Genomic DNA, 18,992 nt, shown 5'->3' with positions numbered 1-18,992 from the left:
GGAGAAGAAAACCAATAGAGAAAACCAGCAGTAGGATGGTTTTCTCTATCTCATTACTTTACAAAAGTGTTTTGTTCATATTGTTTAAAAGTGGCATAAGACCCGTTAATAAGCCCCGCGTCCGCTCACTACGGTTTTGATGGTTTTGCAGACAATTGCTACGTCATACCAAAGGTTCCAGTTTTTTACATACCAGGCATCCAGCGCCACGCGTTCGGCGTAGGTGGTGTCGTTGCGGCCCGATACCTGCCACAGCCCGGTCAGGCCAGGGCGGGCCTCCAGATAGAAATCCACATGATCGCCATAGCGCTCCAACTCGGCGGTGATAATGGGGCGCGGGCCAACCAGGCTCATTTCACCCTTGATGACATTCCACAGCTGTGGGATTTCATCGAGGCTGGTTTTTCTTAAAAACTCACCAATCGGCGTGATGCGCGGATCATTTTTAAGTTTAAAGTCCTTATCCCACTCGGCGCGGGCTTCGCTGCTGCTGGCGAGCAGCTTTTCCAGCACTTCCTGGCTATTGGAGACCATGGTGCGAAATTTCCAGCATTTAAATGGCTTACCGTTAATGCCGACACGTACATGGCCAAAAAAGAGACTGCCGGGGCCGCCCTGGCGTTTAATCTGAATCGCCACATAGAGCAGCAGTGGTGAAAGTAGCAGCAGCCCCACGCTGGCACCGAATAAATCGAAAGCACGTTTTAAAGTGGTGAGCGATTTGACTGATAGATTATTACGCACGCGCAGTAGCAACACTTCATGGCTGAAAAAGTGGTGCGGCACCACGCCAAACAGCGGCAAGCCCGCAATCGGCGGAATGATGTGCATGTCTTTATATTTAAGCGAAAGCAGCTCGATTTGCGGCCCAAGACGGCGCAGCTCGTCTTCATCCACCGCCACCACCACATGCGGGCGATTATGGGTATCTAGCCATGCAATCAGCCCAGTCTCATCAAGCTGCACCACTGGCCGGGTTTGCCCATCAATGCTCAGCTCGGCTGGATCGTTTTTATTGATGGATAAAAAAGCCTGCACCTCAAAGCCCAGCTGGCGCTCACTATGCATGGCACGGCAGGCGTCGATGGCATTGCTGCTGGCGCCGATAATCACAGTGGGTAGCTGCCACAGCTTTTTAGACAGCAGCCAGCTTTTCATTTGCGAGCGCAGCAGCGGCAAGAGCAGCAGCGCCAGGCTCCAGGACATAGGCCATAAAAAGCGCGAAACCGTGAATTTACCCAGTAGCACCAGCATGCCGTTTAACAGCGCAGCCAGAAGCAGGGCGCGTAGGATTTCCAGCAGCTCATCCCAAAAGGGCAGGCGCAGGCTGTAATGGCCACGCCACCAGAAATTACCTACGGTTAGTACGGCCAAAAACAGAAAGGCGGTACTTTGCTGTGAGCCTTCCCACCACCACCAGGCGGCAAAGTCACCACCAATTCTGTGGTGGCGGAAAAAACTCAGCATGGCCAGCGCTAAGCAAAAAGACGCCGTGAGCGCAGCAAAATCGGCCAGCGCCAATAAAGGTTTGGCTCTTTCAGCTTGTAAATGCTTATTCATTTTACTTCCTGATGTTTAAAGCAAAAATCTGTGGGGTGGTTAATCCCGCAAGTAATCGTTTTTAGTGCCTTCGGCACGTTGAATTAGGTGCGGGATCCCCGCTGGGACTTACTTTCTTGCTTCGCCAAGAAAGTAAGCAAAGAAGGCGACCCCATCAGCACGAAGGCCCCTCATCTGCGGACAATCGAGCGGCGGCTGCGGAACTCGCTTCGCTCAGACAGTCCTCGCCGAAACCCCGCCCGCTTGTGCCTCGCTTCGGCGTGCTTCAAGGGGATTCTAAAGCCCCGTGCAGAGAGCGCTGTTAAAACGTTTTTTCGCTGTTTGCAAATAAATAATAATTTGGCTTACGCATGTGTGATTTTACTTGCCCTAAGTGAGTCCATAAGCCTTATAAAGACTCGCCATCATCTTATCCAGCGAATAATTCGCTTCAGCAAAGCGCTTTGCCTGTGCGCCGAGTCGCTGGCGGGCGTTGCGATCTTCTATCAGCGTGTGCAGATGCTTTACAAAATCGCTGCTGTTTTCGCACAGATAGCCATTTTCGCCGTCTATCACCAAATCTTTATTACCCACCACATTGGTCGCCAATACCGGCAGCCCAGCGGCCATGGCTTCGATCACGGCAACCGGCAGGCCTTCCCAGCGCGAGGTTTGCATATAAATATCCAGGTTTGCCAGCTGCTCTAAAGCTTGGCTGCGGTCTACCCAGCCGCTGAGCTTTACATTGGCATTTTTCAGGTTTTTTTCTGATGCCACATCGCCGCCACCTATCCATACAAACTCAACGCCGGGTTGGGCCACTTGGCTGGCGATGCTGGCAAATAGCTCGGGATTGCGCGCCAGCGTGACCCGCCCCACGGTGCCGATGCGCACCATATCTTGATTGCCTTTGGCGGGGTGAATGGCCGCCACGTCGACTGCATTATTCACCACCAGCACATTGCTGCTTAAGTGGCGCTGGATTTCTGCGCCTTCGGAAGGTGAGCAGGCGATAAAGGTGGTCGGAATTTCTGAGAGGATTTTTTCTACCGTCAGGAAAATCGTATTTTTTAAACGCCCTTCAGCTCTTTGCAAAAAAGACAGGCCATGGGGTGAGAAAAACCACCGTGGTGCTGGCTGCTGACGATTGCCGCGAATAAACAGACTGACAATTCGCCCCAGCGCACCGGCCTTGGATGAATGCATATGCACCACTTCGGGTTTTAATTCACGCAGCCAGTGATAAAGCGCCCGGCCGGCACGCCAGTCGGCGGCAGGGTTAATGGCTCGTACCATGGGTAGCTGAATAAAGCGGATAGCCTCGGCAAACAGCGCTCGCCAGTTATCCGGCGTTTCTTCTCTTACAGAATGAATAATGGTGATGCTATGGCCGTCTTTAGCCTGCGCATTGGCCATCGCCGAGACCATAGATAGTGTACCTGCGCCAAAGGCTTCGACAATATGTACAATTTTGGCGGGGTGTTTTATTGGAATTAGATTCATACTTTTTTTGCTCTTAATATCGATTTGAGCTTAAACACCAGAGAGTAGGGCAGCAAGAGTAAAAGCTGCGTTTTAGCCATGCCTATCAGGGCGGCGAAGCTGCCATCGCTGTATTTCTTTTGTACTGCCAGGCGGGATTTGAGCTGCTGGCGGCGTTTACTTAGCGAAATTCCATCCGGGTCCAGTTCGTAGCGAATCAGCACGTCGGGCAGGTTGGCCACTTTAAACTGGCGGGTGAATTCACTAAACAGCGCATAGTCTTCTGCGGCAGGCGTATCCAGCGGATAGAGGCCGGTGCTCGCTAAAGCGGCTGTTCGGAACATCACCGCCGGATGAATAAAGGCCGAGTTATTACGCATGGTCTGGGTAATGGCCGCGTGCTCGCTGGGGTGACGCAGCACAAATTGCTCGGCACCTGCCTGATCTACAAAGCTGGCTGCGCCGCCGACCAGCATCACATCTGGGTGCTGATCTAAAAAAGCGATTTGCTTTGCCAGGCGATCGGGCAGGTTTTCGTCGCCACAATCCAGGCGGGCAATCAGTTCGTAGCCTCGGGAAGTAATCCAGGTCAGGCCAGAATTAAGCGCATGTTCAATGCCACGATTGACCGGCAAGTTTAAAAACCGCAGCTCGCCCTCTGCCTTAAATGCCTTTCTGGCTGCCATATGTTCAATCGGCGCACGTGTGCTGCCGTCGTCTACCACCAGCACATCGCATTGCTCATTCGGGCTGATGGAGGCGAGGGACTTAATCAGCCCGGCTGGGTTATTAAAATGCGGTATCAGTAAAATAAGGCGTGTCATGTGTGCTTCTGTTTTTTGCGAGTGCAGCTTCGCGTTTGAATGTGTGTGGGGTTGGGGTAACCCGTGGGTACTAGCTAAATACAAAAGATCTTTTTAGTGCCTTCGGCACGTTGGTTTTGGAGCGGGTGCCCCCGCAGGGGCGTTCTTTTCTTGCTTCGCCAAGAAAAGAACCAAAAGAAGGCGACCCCACGAAGCACAAAGGCCCCTCTCTGCGGATAATCAGCTCGGCGACAAAGGCTGCGCGCTCGCTGCCTCGCTACCCCTTTGCCGAAACCCCGAGCTAATTATTCCTCGTTCGGCGTGCTTCAAGGGGACTCTAAAGCCCCGTGCTAAGAGCGTGGCTATTTTATTTTCTTGTTGTTTGCTCATGTAAAAGCAAACTGCTTTTTGTGCATCGATTCGTTCTGTTTCTTATCAATCCCACTTCTCCATTCCCAGCAGGCGTTTTATTTTACGGGTGAAGCTGACTGGCAGGGCGAAGGATAGGCTGGCTTTGCTGATTTTTAGCAATGATCTGGGTGAATAATCAAAGTAGCGCCATAGCAGCTTGATCCGCATCGCTTGTTGCTGGCGGCGGCGGCTCATGGAGATGCCTGCGTCGTTGTATTCGCTACGGGTCAGCACCTCGGCCAGATTGGCCGTTTGGTAGCGCGCTACAAAGCGCCAGAAATAGGCAAAGTCTTCTGCGGCTTTACAGTCAGTCGGATAAAGCCCCAGCGCTTTAACACCGGTGGCTCTGAACATCACGGTGGGATGGGTAAAGGCATTGTCGTCGTGCATTTGCCGCATAATCTCATCGTGCGTTTGTGGCTGATTAATCGTAAAGCGATCGCCACTGGCATCAAAAAATGTCACCGCGCTGCCTAATAAATACACATCCGGGTGGTCATCTAAAAAAGCGGTTTGCTTGGTAAAGCGATCCGGCGCGCACAAATCATCGCAATCTAAGCGGGCAATATATTCATATCCCGCTTCAAGAATTGTCTGCAGCCCGGTATTAAGCGCATGTTCTATGCCCTGATTGTGCGGCAAATAAATAAAATACAACTTGCCCGTCGCCTGCCAGGCCTTTGCACAGGCCACTTCATCGACGCGCTGCCTGTCGCTACCATCGTCCACAATAAAAGCATCAATCTGTTCGTGCGCCCCCACTGATGCCAACGATGCAGCCAAGCCTTCTGGATTATTAAAGTGTGGAATAAGTAAAGCCGTGCGGTTCATCGAAGCGCTTTGTGCAAAGAAAGGCCGCTATTTTAACGGGTTTTGCTGTCGGCCGTGCTGAGGTGAAATGTAAATCAGGCGGATTCGCCAGCTTGGCTTGCGTGATCCCCCATTAAAATTGCATAGTGAAATAGCATTTAAATCTTAAGAAGTGGCCATCATGGAACAAGCGTATCTGGAGCATGCAAATACCACGGTGAGCAATCTGGGCAGAGCTGTGTATTTTATTCAAGCCGCCATCCCAGGCTGGCAGATCCGCAGACAAGGAAAAATGGATTGGTTTGGGCGGAGATCGACTGGCTGCATATCGGCGATGATTTTGCCTATATCGCTTTGCAAGCGGTGGAAGCGGGGAGGAGCGATGCTTACCGAGATAGCGCTTACTTTATGCTTGGGGATGATATTCAGTTTGAGTTTGTCGAATATACCTCTAAGCTGCCAGTGCAGCGAAATGGTTATGCAAGCTGATGCAATGAGGGTGAGCTAAGCTTGCCGACTTAGCCTTGAAGCTGACTTCAGGGCTAAGTCGGGCAAGATAGCTTTGCGAGCTGTAATCACTATTAGCTTTGCAATTGTCCTAATTTCCCCGCCCTGAAATCAGCCACAGCTTGCGAGATTTCTTCTTGCGAGTTCATTACAAACGGGCCGTATTGCACGATGGGCTCATCGAGTGGCAGGCCTGAGAACAGCAGCACGCGGCTGGCGGCCGGGCTTTGGATGCGAATACCATCGCTGCTTTTTTCGTTGGCAAAAATGGCCAGCTGCTCGCTGTTAACCGTGCTGCCTTCTACTTCTACATCACCGCGATAAACATAGATAAACGTATTGTGACCAGCAGGAATCGCTTGGGTAAACTCGCTGCCTGCAGGCAGATGCAAATCTAGATACAGCGCCTGGGTAGCCTCTTTTTCAACCAGACCCTTTGTATCGTGGCTTTGGCCCGCAATGACATGTACGGCCACACCGGCGCTTGTTACTACGCTGGGTATGGTTTTAAAATCCTGATACCAGGGCGCGCTCATTTTTTCTTTGGCGGGCAGGTTCAGCCACAGCTGAAAACCTTCCATGCGGCCGTTTTCTTGCTCGGGCATTTCGGAGTGGATAATGCCGCTGGCGGCACTCATCCATTGCACTCCGCCGTTTTCTAAGAGGCCTTCGTGGCCCGCGCTGTCTTTGTGGCGCATTTTGCCAGCGATCATATAGGTGACGGTTTCGAAGCCCCGGTGAGGATGTGCCGGAAAACCGGCCAGATAGTCTTGTGGATCGTCACTTTTAAAGGCATCGAGCATTAAAAACGGATTGAGTCTTTGCTGTAAGGATTGGGTCAGTGCACGGTTAATTTTGACCCCTGCGCCTTCCATCACGGCGCGGCCCTGTACTTTTCTTTCTAAAGCGCGTGGACGAGTTACAAGTTCGGTGTTCATGGCGTATCTCCATTAATCAATTAACCGTGCAAACAAAATTGCAATCTAAACTCAAATCTTTAACCACTTCGGCCCCAGATAGCACGGAGTTAAAAATAAAAAAATAGAGAAAAAATATATAAAAATACTGAAATAGATCATTCAAATATATTGGCTATTTTAGTCTTCCTGGTTTTCTCCGTGAAACTCAGTGTCCTTCGTGCTCTCCGTGGCTCAAGATTTGGGTTTTTGTGAGCTGCTTTGCCTTAAGCCACAGCGAGTTCGATTTCGCTTCTGGCCTGGCTGATGCCTTTACTTTGCATTTCGTCGCCCATATTCAGGCCTTCGGCGTAGATGAATTCCACTTTGCTTATCCCCAAGAAATTTAAAATGGTGCGCATATAATCGGCGATGGTGTCGTTTGCTGTATCGCGATGCACGCCGCCACGGGTGAGTACCACGTAAGCCTGTTTGTCTGTCAGTAGGCCTTCCGGGCCATTTGCACCGTATTTAAAAGTGACGCCAGCACGGGTAATGGCATCGATCCAGTTTTTCAGCTGGGCGGTAATGCCAAAGTTATACATTGGTGCCGCGATAATGAGAGTGTCGGCAGCTTGCAGCTCAGCGATCAATGTGTCGCTCCTGGCAACGCTGGTGGCCTGCTCCAGGCTGCGTGCTTCTGTGGCGGTCATTAAAGCGACCAGAGCGGCTTCATCAAGTGTCGGATGCGGGTTGATGGCCAGATCACGCAAAACCAGAGTGGAGCCCGCATGGCTTGCGAGTAGTTTTTCAGCTAGCACATTAGCCAGCTGGGTAGAAAAAGCACCGGTGCTGCGTGCGCTGGAGTTAATTTGTAAGATGTTCATTGATGACTTTCTTTGTGTGTTGGAATGACGCTAATGTAATCCTCTCTACAAATGGGCAGAAGAGCATAAAATGGATAGTATTGTTCCATTGATGGAATAATTGAGCAGATGATGAAAATCGAAGCAAATGATTTGTTGCTGTTTGCCAGAGTGATTGAGTGTGGCAGCTTCAGCCGTGCGGCAGAACGTATTGGCCTGCCTAAATCAACCGTCTCACGGCGGATTGCCAATATGGAAACCGCTCTGGGTGAGCGGCTCTTGATACGCAGTACGCGCAAACTGCTGCTGACCGAGTTTGGCAAGCATGTGCTTGATCATGCGAGCCAAATTGCCAGTGAAGTAGATGCGGCGGTGGCTTTGGTTGAGCATAGGCAGGCCGAGCCAAGTGGCTTGCTGCGGATTTCTTTGCCAGGAGATATGACAGGTTGGGAAATGGATCAATTCTTAAGTCATTTTAGCTTGCGTTATCCCTTGATCCGGCTGGAAATTGATATCACCCCCCGCAGGGTGGATATTCTGGCTGAAAACTTTGATCTGGCGATCAGAATCGGCGAGCTGCCCAGTGATGCCCATCTGTCTGCGAGGCGGTTAGCTCTGTTTAGCGTGGGCCTTTATGCCTCGCCGTTTTATATTGCACAGCGGGGCCTGCCCGAACACCCTGATCAGCTTGCCGCGCACGATGCACTGGCTGTATTAAGCCGCCAGGGTGGGGCTATGCCTTGGGTTTTGCAGCGCGGCAAAGTGTCGCAGCATTTTCAGCCGGTGGCAAAATTCAGTATTAATTCGCCGCAATTATTGGTGCGTCTGGCCTGCCAGGGGATGGGGGTGCTGGCGGTGACGGAATCTTTTGCTAAGTCTTATTTGCAGCAGGGGCTGCTGGTGCGTATTTTGCCTGAGTGGTGCATGCCTGCCGTGCCAGCCTGGGCGGTTTTTCCCGAGCGGCGGCTAATGCCTGCTAAAACAAGGGTGTTTTTAGATCAGTTAGAACAGGTTTTGCGGTCTGATTAATATTAAGAGCTTCCCATGTAAGTATTTTCATTCACTTTGAAGGAGTTGTTATTGCGGATAATCTTTGCTTACTATATTCAATAATTTGTAAAAATATTAATGGGTTAACAGGTCATTGACAGCATTAAATGACTAGCCTTTCCTGATGGAGCGCGTTTAAGCTATCCTTTTTCTTACAGGAAGCTGAGTGTCTGAAGTGTATTACCCCATGATTTTAGCGTTCAAGCAATTGACTTATTTAAACTAGGAAAGGATTAAAAATGGCTATTTCATTAAATAAAGGCGGTAATGTTTCTTTATCTAAAACGGAGCCGGGTCTTAAATCAATTTTGCTGGGTCTGGGGTGGGATGTTCGCTCTACCGATGGCATGGCTTTCGATCTGGATGCAACAGCATTTTTGCTAACCGAAACTGGCAAAGTGCGTGGTGATGCGGATTTCATTTTTTACAATCAGTTGAAATCAAGCTGCGGCTCTGTTGAGCACACCGGCGACAATCGTACGGGTGAGGGCGATGGTGATGATGAAGCTTTGAAAATTAATTTAGAAAAGGTACCCGCAGAAATCACGCGAGTGGCTGTGTGCGTCACGATTCATGATGCTGATGTACGTAAGCAAAATTTTGGTCAGGTGAAAGACGCGTTTATGCGTGTGGTGAATCTTGATAATAATGTTGAAATCGTACGCTTTGATTTGTCAGAAGATTACAGCACCGAAACCGCTATGATTTTTGGTGAAGTGTACCGCCATAATGCCGAGTGGAAATTCAAAGCGGTAGGTCAGGGCTTTGCGGGTGGCCTTGCCCCTCTGTGCGCGCAGTTTGGTATTTCGGCAAGCTAAATGCTAATGGCTTGGCTTGCAGGGGATCACTCATAAAACCGGCAGAGGCCCGGCCGCGCTTTCGGCTGGTGGCTTCTGCCTATTCACTGCACTTTGTAAGGAATTTATATGGCTCTGTCTCTTAAAAAAGGCCAAGGTATCAGTCTCAAAAAAAATGAGCATGACCTCTCTATGGTAACCATTGGCCTGGGTTGGGATATTCGTGAAGAAAAGAAAGGCTTTTTGGGCGGCCTGTTTGGTAAAAAAGAGGAAGAATACGATCTGGATGTGATCGCATTTCTTTGTGGTGCTGATGGCAAGGTGCAGAATTTTGGCCGAACCGAAGGTGGGCGCTCTACCCTGGTGGGGGGCGATATTATCTTTTTTAATTCGATGCGCCACCATTGCGGCCAGATCTGGATGACAGGTGATAACCGTACCGGTGCAGGCGACGGGGACGATGAGCAGGTGATCGTCAGACTGAATGATTTGCCAGAACAATATGCAAAAGTAGTGTTTGTGGTGCAAATTTATAATGCAGCTGAAAATGGTCAGAGCTTTGGCAAGGTGCAAAATGCCTTTATCCGGGCTGAAGATGGTAAAGGCCGGGAAATGGTGCGCTTTGATTTATCTGGTGGTGCTCAGTATGAAAATTGCCGCTCCTTGCTGTTTGCCGAATTAATTCGTGAGGCTGGCGGCTGGAAATTCAACGCAATTGGTGCACCATCGCAATCAGATTCATTTGTTGAGTGGTTAAAACAGTACAGTTGAATCTGTATTCATTGAGTGGATCGTATTTTTTGTGCGGCCGGGAGCCTGATGTTTAAACGTGGCCCCGGCATAAATGAAAATATGTGGGTGATCTGTTAATGAGCGCCCCTTATAGAGAGCATCATGAGCCGACGTCTTCCTGTTTATATTCTTCTTGATACATCCGGTTCCATGCGTGGCGAGCCTATTCACTCGGTGAATGTGGGCTTGCAGGCCATGCTTAGCGCTTTAAGACAAGATCCTTACGCTCTGGAAAGTGTGGCTCTGTCGATTATTACTTTCGATTTGGAAGCACGTGAATATCTGCCATTAACGCCTCTGGCCGATGTGCAGTTGCAGGAAGTGAGCTCCCCCAGCGCCGGAGCTACCTTTATGGGCGCTGCTTTAGAGCTGCTGCTTGAGTGCCTTGAGCGCGATGTGCAAAAAAGCAGCGAAGATGAAAAAGGCGACTGGCGCCCGCTGATGTTTTTAATGACCGATGGCAGCCCCTCTGATCTGCATGCCTTCAGGCAAGCGATTCCTGCGATTAAACAGTGTCAGTTCGGGGCCATCATTGCCTGTGCCGCAGGCCCCAAAGCCAAGCAGGAATATCTGTTGGAGCTTACAGATCGTGTGGTGACGCTGGATACTCTGGATGCCTCGGCGTTTACTGGCTTTTTTAAATGGGTCTCTGCCAGCGTTGCCATGGGCAGCAACAGCGCCGGTGTTGCCAATGATGTGGCTTTACCGCCACCCCCCGCAGAAATTCATCTTGTTCTGTAGGGCAGGCGTTAGTCAACGCGTAGCTATTTAAGCGATACATTTAATTAAAAGAGCAAAACCATGCGCAGATTACCGGTATTTTTTGTTTTGGATTGTTCCGAATCAATGGTGGGCGACAGCCTGCAGAAAATGGAAGACGGTCTGCAAGCTATTGTCCGTGCACTCAGAACAGACCCTCATGCCCTGGAAACCGTTTATATCTCGGTGATTGCCTTTGCGGGTGTGGCTAAAACTATTGCTCCCCTGGTTGAGCTGGTTTCTTTTTACCCGCCTAAATTGCCACTTGGCGGAGGAACCAGCCTGGGCGTGGCATTAGAAGCGCTCATGGCCGAGTTAGATAGCAGTGTGGTTAAAACTACGCCTGATCGCAAAGGTGATTGGAAGCCGATTGTTTATCTTTTTACCGATGGCCGCCCAACCGATAATCCTAACGCAGCTATTGATCGCTGGAATGCCAAATACGCCAAAAAGGCCACGCTGATTGCGGTGGGGCTGGGCCAGTCGGTCGATTTTGAAACACTGGGCAGGTTAACCGACAATGCCATGATGTTTGAAGACACGCAGGAAGGTGATTTCAAAAAGTTTATTAACTGGGTAACGGCTTCCGTGGTGGCGCAAAGCAAAAGCGTCGGGGAAAGCGATGCGCAATCTCTGGCTAATATTGACGCCAGCCTGATGCGTATTTTCAAAAATCCTCCTTCCAAACAGGCTGATGAAGCCTGCATCACTTTGGTGGGGCGCTGCCAGAAAACCCGTAAACCCTATTTGATGAAGTATGACCGGGCCATTCGGGATGTGGCAACCAGAGATTTTAAACTGCAAGTATCCCATTTCGAGATAGCGGGCTGCTATCCGCTGGAAGAAGATTATTTTATCTGGTCCGACCCACGGGCAATGGATCTAAAAGTAAATAGCGCAGATTTAATCGGTACCCCAGGCTGCCCGCACTGCGGCAACTTCACCGCCTTTGCTGCCTGTGGCTGTGGGAAACTCATGTGCATCAACGGCCCAGAAGAAGGCTTTTGCCCCTGGTGCAAAAAATTAGTCTCGTTTAGTTGTTCAGGGGACGAGGATGGCTTTGATGTAGGGCGCGGGAGGGGGTGATGACAAAAAACCACATCTTAAGCCACTTCGATCCAGGAGAACACGGAGGGCCACGGAGAAAAACATAGCAAGGTTTTCTCCGTGAAACTCCGTGTTCTCTGTGCCCTCCGTGTTTCAAGATTTGGGTTTTATTGCAAGGCGAACAGCTGTCTTTAGCTTTGTGCCCAATTCTTCATACGGTTCTCCCTGATAACTTTATTTTTCCTCGCTACTGATTTGAACGGGGAATACACGAGACGGCTATGCACCTTCCTTCTGATGCAAATTCCCCTGAATCCGCTCCTATTCATTTATCCAATAAGCCCGGCGCAATACCGCCTGCTGGCACGGTGGCGAGCCAGCCGCTGAGTCCCAGAGTGGTTTTTCAAGCGCCTAATGCTAAGGCGGGGCAGGTTTATTGCGGCAAGTTGCGTGAAGTTGGGGGCGATGGTCGGGCCTTGCAGTTTAAAGAGATCGTCTTACCTGCCGCTCTGGCACTGACTTTGAGCGAGCAAGGAGAATTGCTGGGGCAGCCCAACGTCGCTGGAGATCATCTCATCACCTTTCAGTGGTCAGCCGATGGCGTGCACTGGCGTGCAGGACAATGCGTGCTGCTGGTGAATCCTGATCCGCGCAGCCTGTGGCAAATCAATGAGCCAGCCAGTGATGCGATTTACCCTAAGCCGCATAGCGCCACGCAGGCAATCAATGAGGGTGATTTAAAAATCGCCGCCGCCAGCCGCCGTGGCCGCTCGCACGAACATGCAGGCCTGTTCAGAGACGATGATTTTTTTGTGCAGCACGACGCCGCATCGGGCTGGAGCGTGTTGCTGGTGGCCGATGGCGCTGGCAGTGCCAGGTATTCCCGCTATGGCTCAAAGCTGGCGGTAGAGACTGCCGGGGAATATTTGCTGACTGTTTTAAAAGCGGATCTTGGAGCCAGCATCAACCATGCCTTGCAAGCTTGGGATGCTGATCCAGAATCCATTAGCGGGCAAATCGGTGGGCAGTTTCATTCTGTATTTTACGATGCAGCTACTTTGGCGGTGGACGCCATAGAGCAAGCCGCAATATCACAGCAAAGCGACGCCAAGGACTATGCGAGCACCCTGTTAGCAGCGGCAGTGAAGCGGGAAGGTGGGCAACTCTTTTTGGCCACCTTCTGGATCGGAGACGGGGCGATCGCCGCTTATGGGCCGCGAGGCAAAGTGCGGCTGATGGGCCTGCCCGATAGTGGTGAATTTGCAGGCCAAACGCGCTTTCTAGATCGGGCTGCTCTGGCTTCTGATCGCTTTGCACAGCGGATAAAAATTGGCCGTTATACCGATATTTCGGCGGTGATTTTGATGAGTGACGGCATTTCTGACCCCAAATTTGAAACTGATAAAGGCCTCGTCAGCGCTGATAAATGGAATGCCCTCTGGGACGAAATCGCCCCAAGCCTTGTGGCAGAACACCCGGAACAAAGCCTGCTGGACTGGATGGGTTTTTTCATCCCCGGCCATCATGATGACCGGAGCATGACGCTGCTTTGGGCTTGAGTTGGGGTATCTGCTAAAACCCAAATCTTGAACCATGGAGGGCACAGAGAACACGGAGTTTCATGGAGAAAACTCAAGGCTGAGTTTTCTCTATTTCCCTTTTTTTGCGCATAAGAAACAAAACAGTAGGGAAGACACAGGGCCACTCACTCTCGGTGAGTGGCGCATAAATGCGTGGGCATAAAAACCTGCACACCCTAAAGGTTTTTTCCATGGCCTTTTGTACCCTCCCAAACTCCGTGGTTCAAGATTTGGGTTTAAGGCATCAATATCTGGGATTATTTTGCAGCAGGCAATCAGGAGTTAGGTATGGCGAAGGTGATTCAGTGCCGCACGCTGGATGGGCAGCAGGTTGAGTTTGTGGATGAGATGATTGCTTCCGGGGCGATGAAGGAGGTTTATTTTTCGCCGGATAAGTCTTACGTGGTGGCGTTTTATAAGAATAAGCAGGACGCTCAGGCGCTGGAGCGGCTGCAGATGATTATCGGCAAATATCGCGAGGGGATTTTTAATCAGGCGGGCGGGGATTACTGGAAAAACCTGTTTTGCTGGCCAACTGCGCTTTTGGAATATGAAGGCAAACTCGGTTTAATCGCCCCAACTTATCCTGCACATTTTTTCTTTGAATTTGGCTCCAAAAATCATGACATGCTTGAGATCAAGGGCAAGGAAAAAGAAGGAAAATGGTTTGCTGCAGCCAGTTTGCGTCAGCGTTTTGTCGATCAGCGCGAGCTGGGTGACTGGCTTAGCTATTTAAAAATTGGCGTATTGATTGCCCGTGCTGTGCGCCGTATGCATATGGCGGGGCTGGCGCATTCTGATTTGTCTTATAAGAACGTGCTGGTCGATCCGTCGGGGGGCTTTGCCTGCGTGATTGATGTGGATGGCCTGGTGGTGCCGGGGCGATATCCGCCCGATGTGGTGGGTACGCCTGATTTTATTGCTCCGGAAGTGGTGAGCACCAGCCATTTGGCCAAGGGCGATCCGCAGCGCAATTTGCCGCGCCGCGAAACAGACCAGCATGCGCTGGCCGTGCTGATCTATATGTATCTGCTGTATCGCCACCCTTTGCGCGGCGGCAAAGTGCACGATATGCATGATGAGCAGCGGGATGAAGCACTGTCTATGGGCGAGCAGGCCCTGTTTGTCGAGCACCCCGTAGATGCAAGTAATCGCATTCTTCTGGCTGATGCCAAGCCTGCCGAGCTGCCATGGGCAGACAGCAGCAAGTTGCCCTATACCTTGACTGGCCCTTATCTGACACCACTGTTTACGCAGGCATTTGTTGATGGCCTGCATCAGCCCAATCTGCGCCCGTCGGCCAATGATTGGGAAACGGCGCTGCTTAAAACCATTGATCTGGTGCTGCCCTGCCGCTGTGAGCAAAAATGGTTTGTATTTGATAACTCCACCCAGCCTGCATGCCCGTTTTGTGGTTCGGCTTACCATGGGCAGCTGCCGGTGCTTAATCTGTATTCATCCAGGCAAGAAGGGCAGTTCCGTCCTGATAATCACCGGTTATTGGTTTGGGAAGGGCAATCGCTTTACCCTTGGCACGCTAATTATTTACTGGCCCCGAATGAAAAGCTGGCTGATGAGCACAAGTCGCGAGTGGCTTACTTTATTTTTTATCGCAATGTATGGTGGATTTTTAATGTAGGGCTGCCTGGTTTAATGGATGTGGTGACCAAACAGATTATTGCCATAGGCGGCAAACTTGAGCTGAAAGATGGTCAGCAAATTCTGCTGGATAAGGCTGAAGGAGGGCGTCTGGTGGTGGTGCAGATGGTGGGCGGGGCTCGTTAGAGTGTTTTGAATGAGCGTTCCTGAAAAGCTGGCGCTAAAGGTTTAGTTTTGCACGGGCCTAGAGTATTGATCTGGCTGGGTATTACTGATCAGGACGTAAAAAGTAGGTATGTATGGAACTATTATGTTCTTGTCCTGTCTTTTGTAAGCCAGCGCCTGACAAAAAACAAGTTTGGCAGCCAGCGGGTTTATCCGGGTTTGTTTTCCTGTTGAATGTGGGGTTTATGATAAGTTAATAAGATAAATTACCCGGCTTCACTTGAAAATGCTTTCAAGTGAACAGATTCTAAGTAGGGCGTTTGTTGCTGAAGCGGCTTTTGGTGAAAATGTTTTGCCAGCTGGCTTTGTCGATATTATCCAGTTTCATATGTTGTAAAAGCTTCGCCGGTTTTTGTAAGGCGTATCGTTCATTTTTTTAAGGAGTTTCGTTCATGGCTATTAGTCTGCAAAAAGGCGGCAACGTCAATCTGAGTAAAGAAGCGCCTTCCCTCAAAAAGTTGGTGATTGGTCTGGGCTGGGATCCACGCGTTACCGATGGCTCTGCTTTCGATCTGGATGGCAGTGCTTTCATGCTTAAGGCCGACGGCAAGGTTCGTGCTGATTCTGACTTCATTTTTTACAATAATCTGAAATCGACCGATGGTTCGGTGACTCATGCAGGTGACAACACCAGCGGCCAGGGTGAAGGTGATGATGAAAAAATCGTGATTGACCTGGCTTTAGTGCCTGCCGAGATTGAAAAAATCACCGTTGGTGTAACCATCCATGATGCTGAAGCGCGTAAGCAGAACTTTGGTATGGTAGGTAAAGCGTATATCCGCTGCCTTGATGCCAATGGCGATAAAGAAATCGCGCGTTATGACTTGTCAGAAGACAGCTCTACAGAAACAGCCATGGTTTTTGGTGAAATCTACCGTGCTGGCTCCGAATGGAAATTCAAAGCGGTAGGCCAGGGCTTTGCCGGCGGCTTAGCACCTTTGGCTCGTTCTTTCGGTATTGCTGCCTAATCAGGATCGCTTAATGACGCTACTTGTTAAGGGCCAGCGCCTGAATATTCGAGAAGTGATTCCGACAGGGTCCTTTCAAGTAGGTCTTGTAGCTGGAGGGTTGCCTGTTGACTTTGCCTGCTTTAGCTTAGATTCGGCAGGCAAACTCTCCGATGATCGTTACATGACGTTTTTTAATCAAACGTGCACCCCTTGTGGTGGTGTTGCCGTTTGCAATGTGCAGGGAGATGCGGCAGGTTTTGCTTTTCAGCTGCAAAAACTACCTGCCAGCATAGAGCGTGTCGTTGTGGCCGCGAGTGTCAGCGAGGGCGGAACAATGTCGCTCTTGCGTTCAGGATATTTAAGAATTATTGAGGGAGAGCGTGAACACGGCCGCTTTTCTTTTGCAGGATCTGATTTTTCCGCCGAGCGAGCATTAATGCTGGGCGAGTTTTACCGCAAAGAGGGTGTTTGGCGTTTTATGGCCGTGGGCCAGGGCTTTGATGGCGGGCTGGATGCTTTAGTTACTTATTTTGGCGGCAGTGTGGCAGACGATCCGCTGCCGGCTGCCGCGAAAGTATCTTTAGAGAAAAAAATAGCCAGCGCCGCGCCGCAACTTGTTAATTTGCATAAGGCTGCGGGTGTTTCGTTGCAAAAAGCGGGCTTAGAGCAGCATCGTGCCAGAGTCTGTTTATGTCTCGATATTTCCGGCTCGATGAGCGCCCTGTATAAAAAGGGACTCGTACAAGCATTTGCAGACCGTATCCTTGCTTTGGCTTGCCAGTTTGATGATGACGGTGCCATTGATGTGTTTTTATTTGGCGAAAAAGTCCATCAGCCCGCGCCTATGGAATTGAGCAATTGCCAGGGCTATATTCAGCAGATTATTCAGCGCCATCCTCTGGAGGGCGATACACGCTATGGGCGTGCGATGGAGGCGATTCGCAAGTTTTATTTTCCGGAAAACGCTGCGGGTGAATGCCTGGGGCTGAGCAAAGCCGCACAGCCTGTCTATGTGATGTTTGTAACCGACGGGTCGACCTCGGATAAAGCACTCACCGAAAAGCAATTGCGCTGGTCGAGTAAAGAGCCCATTTTCTGGCAGTTTATGGGCATAGGTAAGGGGAGAAAGTCGAAAAATAAACGTTTATTGGCGTTTGCTGATTCTGATTTCCCTTTTCTGGAAAGCCTTGATGATTTACCGGGCCGCTTGATTGATAATGCCGATTATTTTTCGCTGAGCTCACCTGATGAGTGTTCTGATGCAGCGCTTTATGATCTGCTGATGACGGAATATCCGGGTTGGCTAAAGCTGGCTGCTCAACATGGGCTTATTTAAATAATTTGCGTGAAGCAAAAAACTGATAAAGGTGTTGTTGCGCCATGACTGTATTTACCGCCACCGGTGATGTCGATCCGTTTTTACATGTTTCCTTACAAAAAGGCGACAAGATCTATTGCGAATCCGATGCAATGGTGATGATGGAAGCCAACCTTGATCTGAAAGGCAGTATGAATGGCGGAATAGGCGGAGCGATCATGCGCCGCTTGGCTAATGGCGAGTCTTTTTTTCAGCAGCAAATTGAAGCGGTGAGGGGAGGAGGTGATTGCCTGCTGTCCCCTACCTTGCCCGGTGCATTGCAAATTATCGATATAGGTGCAAAACAGTATTTATTAAATGATGGCGTCTTTGTTGCTGCGACGTCGGGCACTGAAATGAAAGTGCGCACGCAAAATATCGGCAACGCCCTGTTTGCGCAGTCTGGCGGGTTTTTTATTATGGAAACCTCCGGCAGCGGGCAAGTGGTGGTGTCGGGCTTTGGCTCGATGTTCGAGCTGGATGTTGCGCCGGGTAAGGATGTGATTATTGATAACTCCCATGTGGTGTGCTGGGACAATAATTTGAAATACGAAATCTCCGTGACAACTGGTAATTCCGGTGGTGGCCTGGGTGGCATGCTAGGCAATCTGGTTAATAGTGTGACCAGCGGTGAAGGGATTGTGCTGCGTTTTAGTGGTACGGGAAAGGTATTTGTCTGCTCCAGAAATCGTGATTCTTTTGCCCAGTGGCTAAAGAAAAAGAACGGCGCATAAGATTCATTTATTTTCATCAATTAAGGAGTACAGCATGGCGATTAACCTAGAGAAAGGCCAGAAGATTTCCCTTGATAAAGAGGCTGGCGTTACATTAAGTAAAATTATCATGGGTCTCGCCTGGGATGCCGTGAAGTCAAAGGGGTTTCTGGGTTTTGGTGGCAGCGCTCCGGATATTGATCTGGATGCGTCGTGCATTTTGTTTGACGAGCAGGGCCATCCGGTGGATGCGGTCTGGTTTCGTCAGCTGAAATCAAAAGACGGCTCGGTAATGCATACGGGGGATAACCGTACCGGTGAAGGCGATGGTGATGATGAGCAAATCGTAGTTGATTTGACGCGTGTGCCTGCCAATATCAAGAGCCTGGTCTTCACGGTGAACAGCTTTACCGGCCAGAACTTCTCACAAATTGCCAATGCCACTTGCCGTATTGTGAATGCCAGTGACGGCAAAGAAGTCGCACGTTTTAATTTGTCAGCACTGGGCTCGCACAACGCGCAAATTATGGCCAAGCTGTATCGTCATAATAACGAGTGGAAAATGCACGCTATCGGTGAAATTGGTAATGGCCGCACTTTTGATGAGCTGATGCCACAAATTACACCGCACTTGTAAAAGCAAATATTTAAATTTCTCTATCCGCATGGAGGTCTGTTTCCGAAATCTTGCCGGAGACAGTCTCTGTGCTGGCTGTTTGTCGGGTTTGAGTGCTTATTTAACGAAAAATGCTCTGTTTTGAGTTTTTTTGAGGCGAACTACTGTTGAAAAGAAAACACCCGGTATAGAA

The 18,992-nt window shown here is 50.1% G+C and carries 18 protein-coding genes; 12 read left to right on the top strand and 6 right to left on the bottom strand.

The annotated features are described in order from the left end of the window. Positions 1-105 precede the first annotated feature (105 nt). From wbaP to EJO50_RS11005, 4 genes are all read right to left on the bottom strand, one after another. Entirely contained in the window at positions 106-1,560 is a 1,455-nt protein-coding gene (gene wbaP, locus EJO50_RS11020) for an undecaprenyl-phosphate galactose phosphotransferase WbaP (RefSeq protein ID WP_125974160.1), read from the bottom strand. Positions 1,561-1,929: 369 nt separating this feature from the next. Further along, positions 1,930-3,042, bottom strand: a complete 1,113-nt coding sequence (locus EJO50_RS11015) for a glycosyltransferase (protein ID WP_125974158.1) — start codon at positions 3,040-3,042, stop codon at positions 1,930-1,932. After that, positions 3,039-3,845, bottom strand: coding sequence for a glycosyltransferase (locus EJO50_RS11010; protein ID WP_125974157.1), 807 nt, complete (start codon positions 3,843-3,845; stop codon positions 3,039-3,041). The genes EJO50_RS11015 and EJO50_RS11010 overlap by 4 nt, the downstream gene beginning before the upstream one ends. Before the next feature lie 414 nt (positions 3,846-4,259). Further along, the gene (locus EJO50_RS11005; protein ID WP_125974155.1) at positions 4,260-5,066 is read right to left on the bottom strand and encodes a glycosyltransferase; all 807 of its coding nucleotides are present in this window, start codon (positions 5,064-5,066) and stop codon (positions 4,260-4,262) included. A gap of 276 nt (positions 5,067-5,342) precedes the next feature. Between EJO50_RS11005 and EJO50_RS11000 the strand changes: the two genes are divergently transcribed. Continuing rightward, entirely contained in the window at positions 5,343-5,534 is a 192-nt protein-coding gene (locus EJO50_RS11000; protein ID WP_125974153.1) for a hypothetical protein, read from the top strand. Between the two features lie 92 nt (positions 5,535-5,626). On the opposite strand, the gene EJO50_RS10995 is transcribed toward EJO50_RS11000, so the two are convergent. Both EJO50_RS10995 and EJO50_RS10990 read right to left on the bottom strand, forming a co-directional pair. Beyond that, positions 5,627-6,490, bottom strand: a complete 864-nt coding sequence (locus EJO50_RS10995; RefSeq protein ID WP_125974151.1) for a pirin family protein — start codon at positions 6,488-6,490, stop codon at positions 5,627-5,629. A gap of 245 nt (positions 6,491-6,735) precedes the next feature. Further along, on the bottom strand, positions 6,736-7,335 hold the full coding sequence (locus EJO50_RS10990; protein ID WP_125974149.1) for an FMN-dependent NADH-azoreductase: 600 nt from the start codon (positions 7,333-7,335) through the stop codon (positions 6,736-6,738). A gap of 108 nt (positions 7,336-7,443) precedes the next feature. On the opposite strand from EJO50_RS10990, the gene EJO50_RS10985 reads away from it, so the two are divergent. From EJO50_RS10985 to EJO50_RS10935, 11 genes are all read left to right on the top strand, one after another. Next, positions 7,444-8,343, top strand: a complete 900-nt coding sequence (locus tag EJO50_RS10985; RefSeq protein WP_233702054.1) for a LysR family transcriptional regulator — start codon at positions 7,444-7,446, stop codon at positions 8,341-8,343. Positions 8,344-8,603: 260 nt separating this feature from the next. Then, positions 8,604-9,182: a TerD family protein gene (locus tag EJO50_RS10980; RefSeq protein WP_125974147.1), complete on the top strand. Its 579-nt coding sequence runs from the start codon at positions 8,604-8,606 to the stop codon at positions 9,180-9,182. Between the two features lie 108 nt (positions 9,183-9,290). Further along, positions 9,291-9,932 (top strand): TerD family protein, encoded by a 642-nt coding sequence (locus EJO50_RS10975; protein ID WP_125974145.1) that lies wholly within the window; start codon positions 9,291-9,293, stop codon positions 9,930-9,932. 123 nt (positions 9,933-10,055) lie between these two features. Next, on the top strand, positions 10,056-10,694 hold the full coding sequence (locus tag EJO50_RS10970; protein ID WP_125974143.1) for a vWA domain-containing protein: 639 nt from the start codon (positions 10,056-10,058) through the stop codon (positions 10,692-10,694). Between the two features lie 60 nt (positions 10,695-10,754). Continuing rightward, the gene (locus EJO50_RS10965; RefSeq protein ID WP_125974141.1) at positions 10,755-11,798 is read left to right on the top strand and encodes a TerY-C metal binding domain-containing protein; all 1,044 of its coding nucleotides are present in this window, start codon (positions 10,755-10,757) and stop codon (positions 11,796-11,798) included. 242 nt (positions 11,799-12,040) lie between these two features. Beyond that, positions 12,041-13,318, top strand: coding sequence for a PP2C family serine/threonine-protein phosphatase (locus EJO50_RS10960; RefSeq protein ID WP_125974139.1), 1,278 nt, complete (start codon positions 12,041-12,043; stop codon positions 13,316-13,318). A gap of 309 nt (positions 13,319-13,627) precedes the next feature. Then, positions 13,628-15,124: a helix-hairpin-helix domain-containing protein gene (locus EJO50_RS10955; RefSeq protein WP_125974137.1), complete on the top strand. Its 1,497-nt coding sequence runs from the start codon at positions 13,628-13,630 to the stop codon at positions 15,122-15,124. A gap of 431 nt (positions 15,125-15,555) precedes the next feature. Next, positions 15,556-16,131, top strand: coding sequence for a TerD family protein (locus EJO50_RS10950; RefSeq protein WP_125974135.1), 576 nt, complete (start codon positions 15,556-15,558; stop codon positions 16,129-16,131). 13 nt (positions 16,132-16,144) lie between these two features. After that, on the top strand, positions 16,145-17,449 hold the full coding sequence (locus EJO50_RS10945) for a VWA domain-containing protein (protein WP_125974133.1): 1,305 nt from the start codon (positions 16,145-16,147) through the stop codon (positions 17,447-17,449). Positions 17,450-17,493: 44 nt separating this feature from the next. After that, positions 17,494-18,204, top strand: coding sequence for a TIGR00266 family protein (locus EJO50_RS10940; protein ID WP_125974131.1), 711 nt, complete (start codon positions 17,494-17,496; stop codon positions 18,202-18,204). Positions 18,205-18,238: 34 nt separating this feature from the next. Further along, positions 18,239-18,820 (top strand): TerD family protein, encoded by a 582-nt coding sequence (locus EJO50_RS10935; protein ID WP_125974129.1) that lies wholly within the window; start codon positions 18,239-18,241, stop codon positions 18,818-18,820. Positions 18,821-18,992 lie beyond the last annotated feature (172 nt).

Source organism: Iodobacter ciconiae (genome assembly GCF_003952345.1).
GTDB lineage: Bacteria > Pseudomonadota > Gammaproteobacteria > Burkholderiales > Chitinibacteraceae > Iodobacter > Iodobacter ciconiae.
The sequence above is the reverse complement of the archived record's forward strand: the minus strand, read 5'-3'. Positions and strand labels throughout refer to the sequence as shown.

Excerpts from the sequence above, each read along its gene's own strand:
- wbaP (WP_125974160.1), bottom strand. The coding sequence starts at position 1,560 with ATGAATAAGCATTTACAAGCTGAAAGAGCCAAACCTTTATTGGCGCTG.
- EJO50_RS11015 (WP_125974158.1), bottom strand. The coding sequence starts at position 3,042 with ATGAATCTAATTCCAATAAAACACCCCGCCAAAATTGTACATATTGTC.
- EJO50_RS11010 (WP_125974157.1), bottom strand. The coding sequence starts at position 3,845 with ATGACACGCCTTATTTTACTGATACCGCATTTTAATAACCCAGCCGGG.
- EJO50_RS11005 (WP_125974155.1), bottom strand. The coding sequence starts at position 5,066 with ATGAACCGCACGGCTTTACTTATTCCACACTTTAATAATCCAGAAGGC.
- EJO50_RS10995 (WP_125974151.1), bottom strand. The coding sequence starts at position 6,490 with ATGAACACCGAACTTGTAACTCGTCCACGCGCTTTAGAAAGAAAAGTA.
- EJO50_RS10990 (WP_125974149.1), bottom strand. The coding sequence starts at position 7,335 with ATGAACATCTTACAAATTAACTCCAGCGCACGCAGCACCGGTGCTTTT.
- EJO50_RS10985 (WP_233702054.1), top strand. The coding sequence starts at position 7,444 with ATGATGAAAATCGAAGCAAATGATTTGTTGCTGTTTGCCAGAGTGATT.
- EJO50_RS10980 (WP_125974147.1), top strand. The coding sequence starts at position 8,604 with ATGGCTATTTCATTAAATAAAGGCGGTAATGTTTCTTTATCTAAAACG.
- EJO50_RS10975 (WP_125974145.1), top strand. The coding sequence starts at position 9,291 with ATGGCTCTGTCTCTTAAAAAAGGCCAAGGTATCAGTCTCAAAAAAAAT.
- EJO50_RS10970 (WP_125974143.1), top strand. The coding sequence starts at position 10,056 with ATGAGCCGACGTCTTCCTGTTTATATTCTTCTTGATACATCCGGTTCC.
- EJO50_RS10965 (WP_125974141.1), top strand. The coding sequence starts at position 10,755 with ATGCGCAGATTACCGGTATTTTTTGTTTTGGATTGTTCCGAATCAATG.
- EJO50_RS10960 (WP_125974139.1), top strand. The coding sequence starts at position 12,041 with ATGCACCTTCCTTCTGATGCAAATTCCCCTGAATCCGCTCCTATTCAT.
- EJO50_RS10955 (WP_125974137.1), top strand. The coding sequence starts at position 13,628 with ATGGCGAAGGTGATTCAGTGCCGCACGCTGGATGGGCAGCAGGTTGAG.
- EJO50_RS10950 (WP_125974135.1), top strand. The coding sequence starts at position 15,556 with ATGGCTATTAGTCTGCAAAAAGGCGGCAACGTCAATCTGAGTAAAGAA.
- EJO50_RS10945 (WP_125974133.1), top strand. The coding sequence starts at position 16,145 with ATGACGCTACTTGTTAAGGGCCAGCGCCTGAATATTCGAGAAGTGATT.
- EJO50_RS10940 (WP_125974131.1), top strand. The coding sequence starts at position 17,494 with ATGACTGTATTTACCGCCACCGGTGATGTCGATCCGTTTTTACATGTT.
- EJO50_RS10935 (WP_125974129.1), top strand. The coding sequence starts at position 18,239 with ATGGCGATTAACCTAGAGAAAGGCCAGAAGATTTCCCTTGATAAAGAG.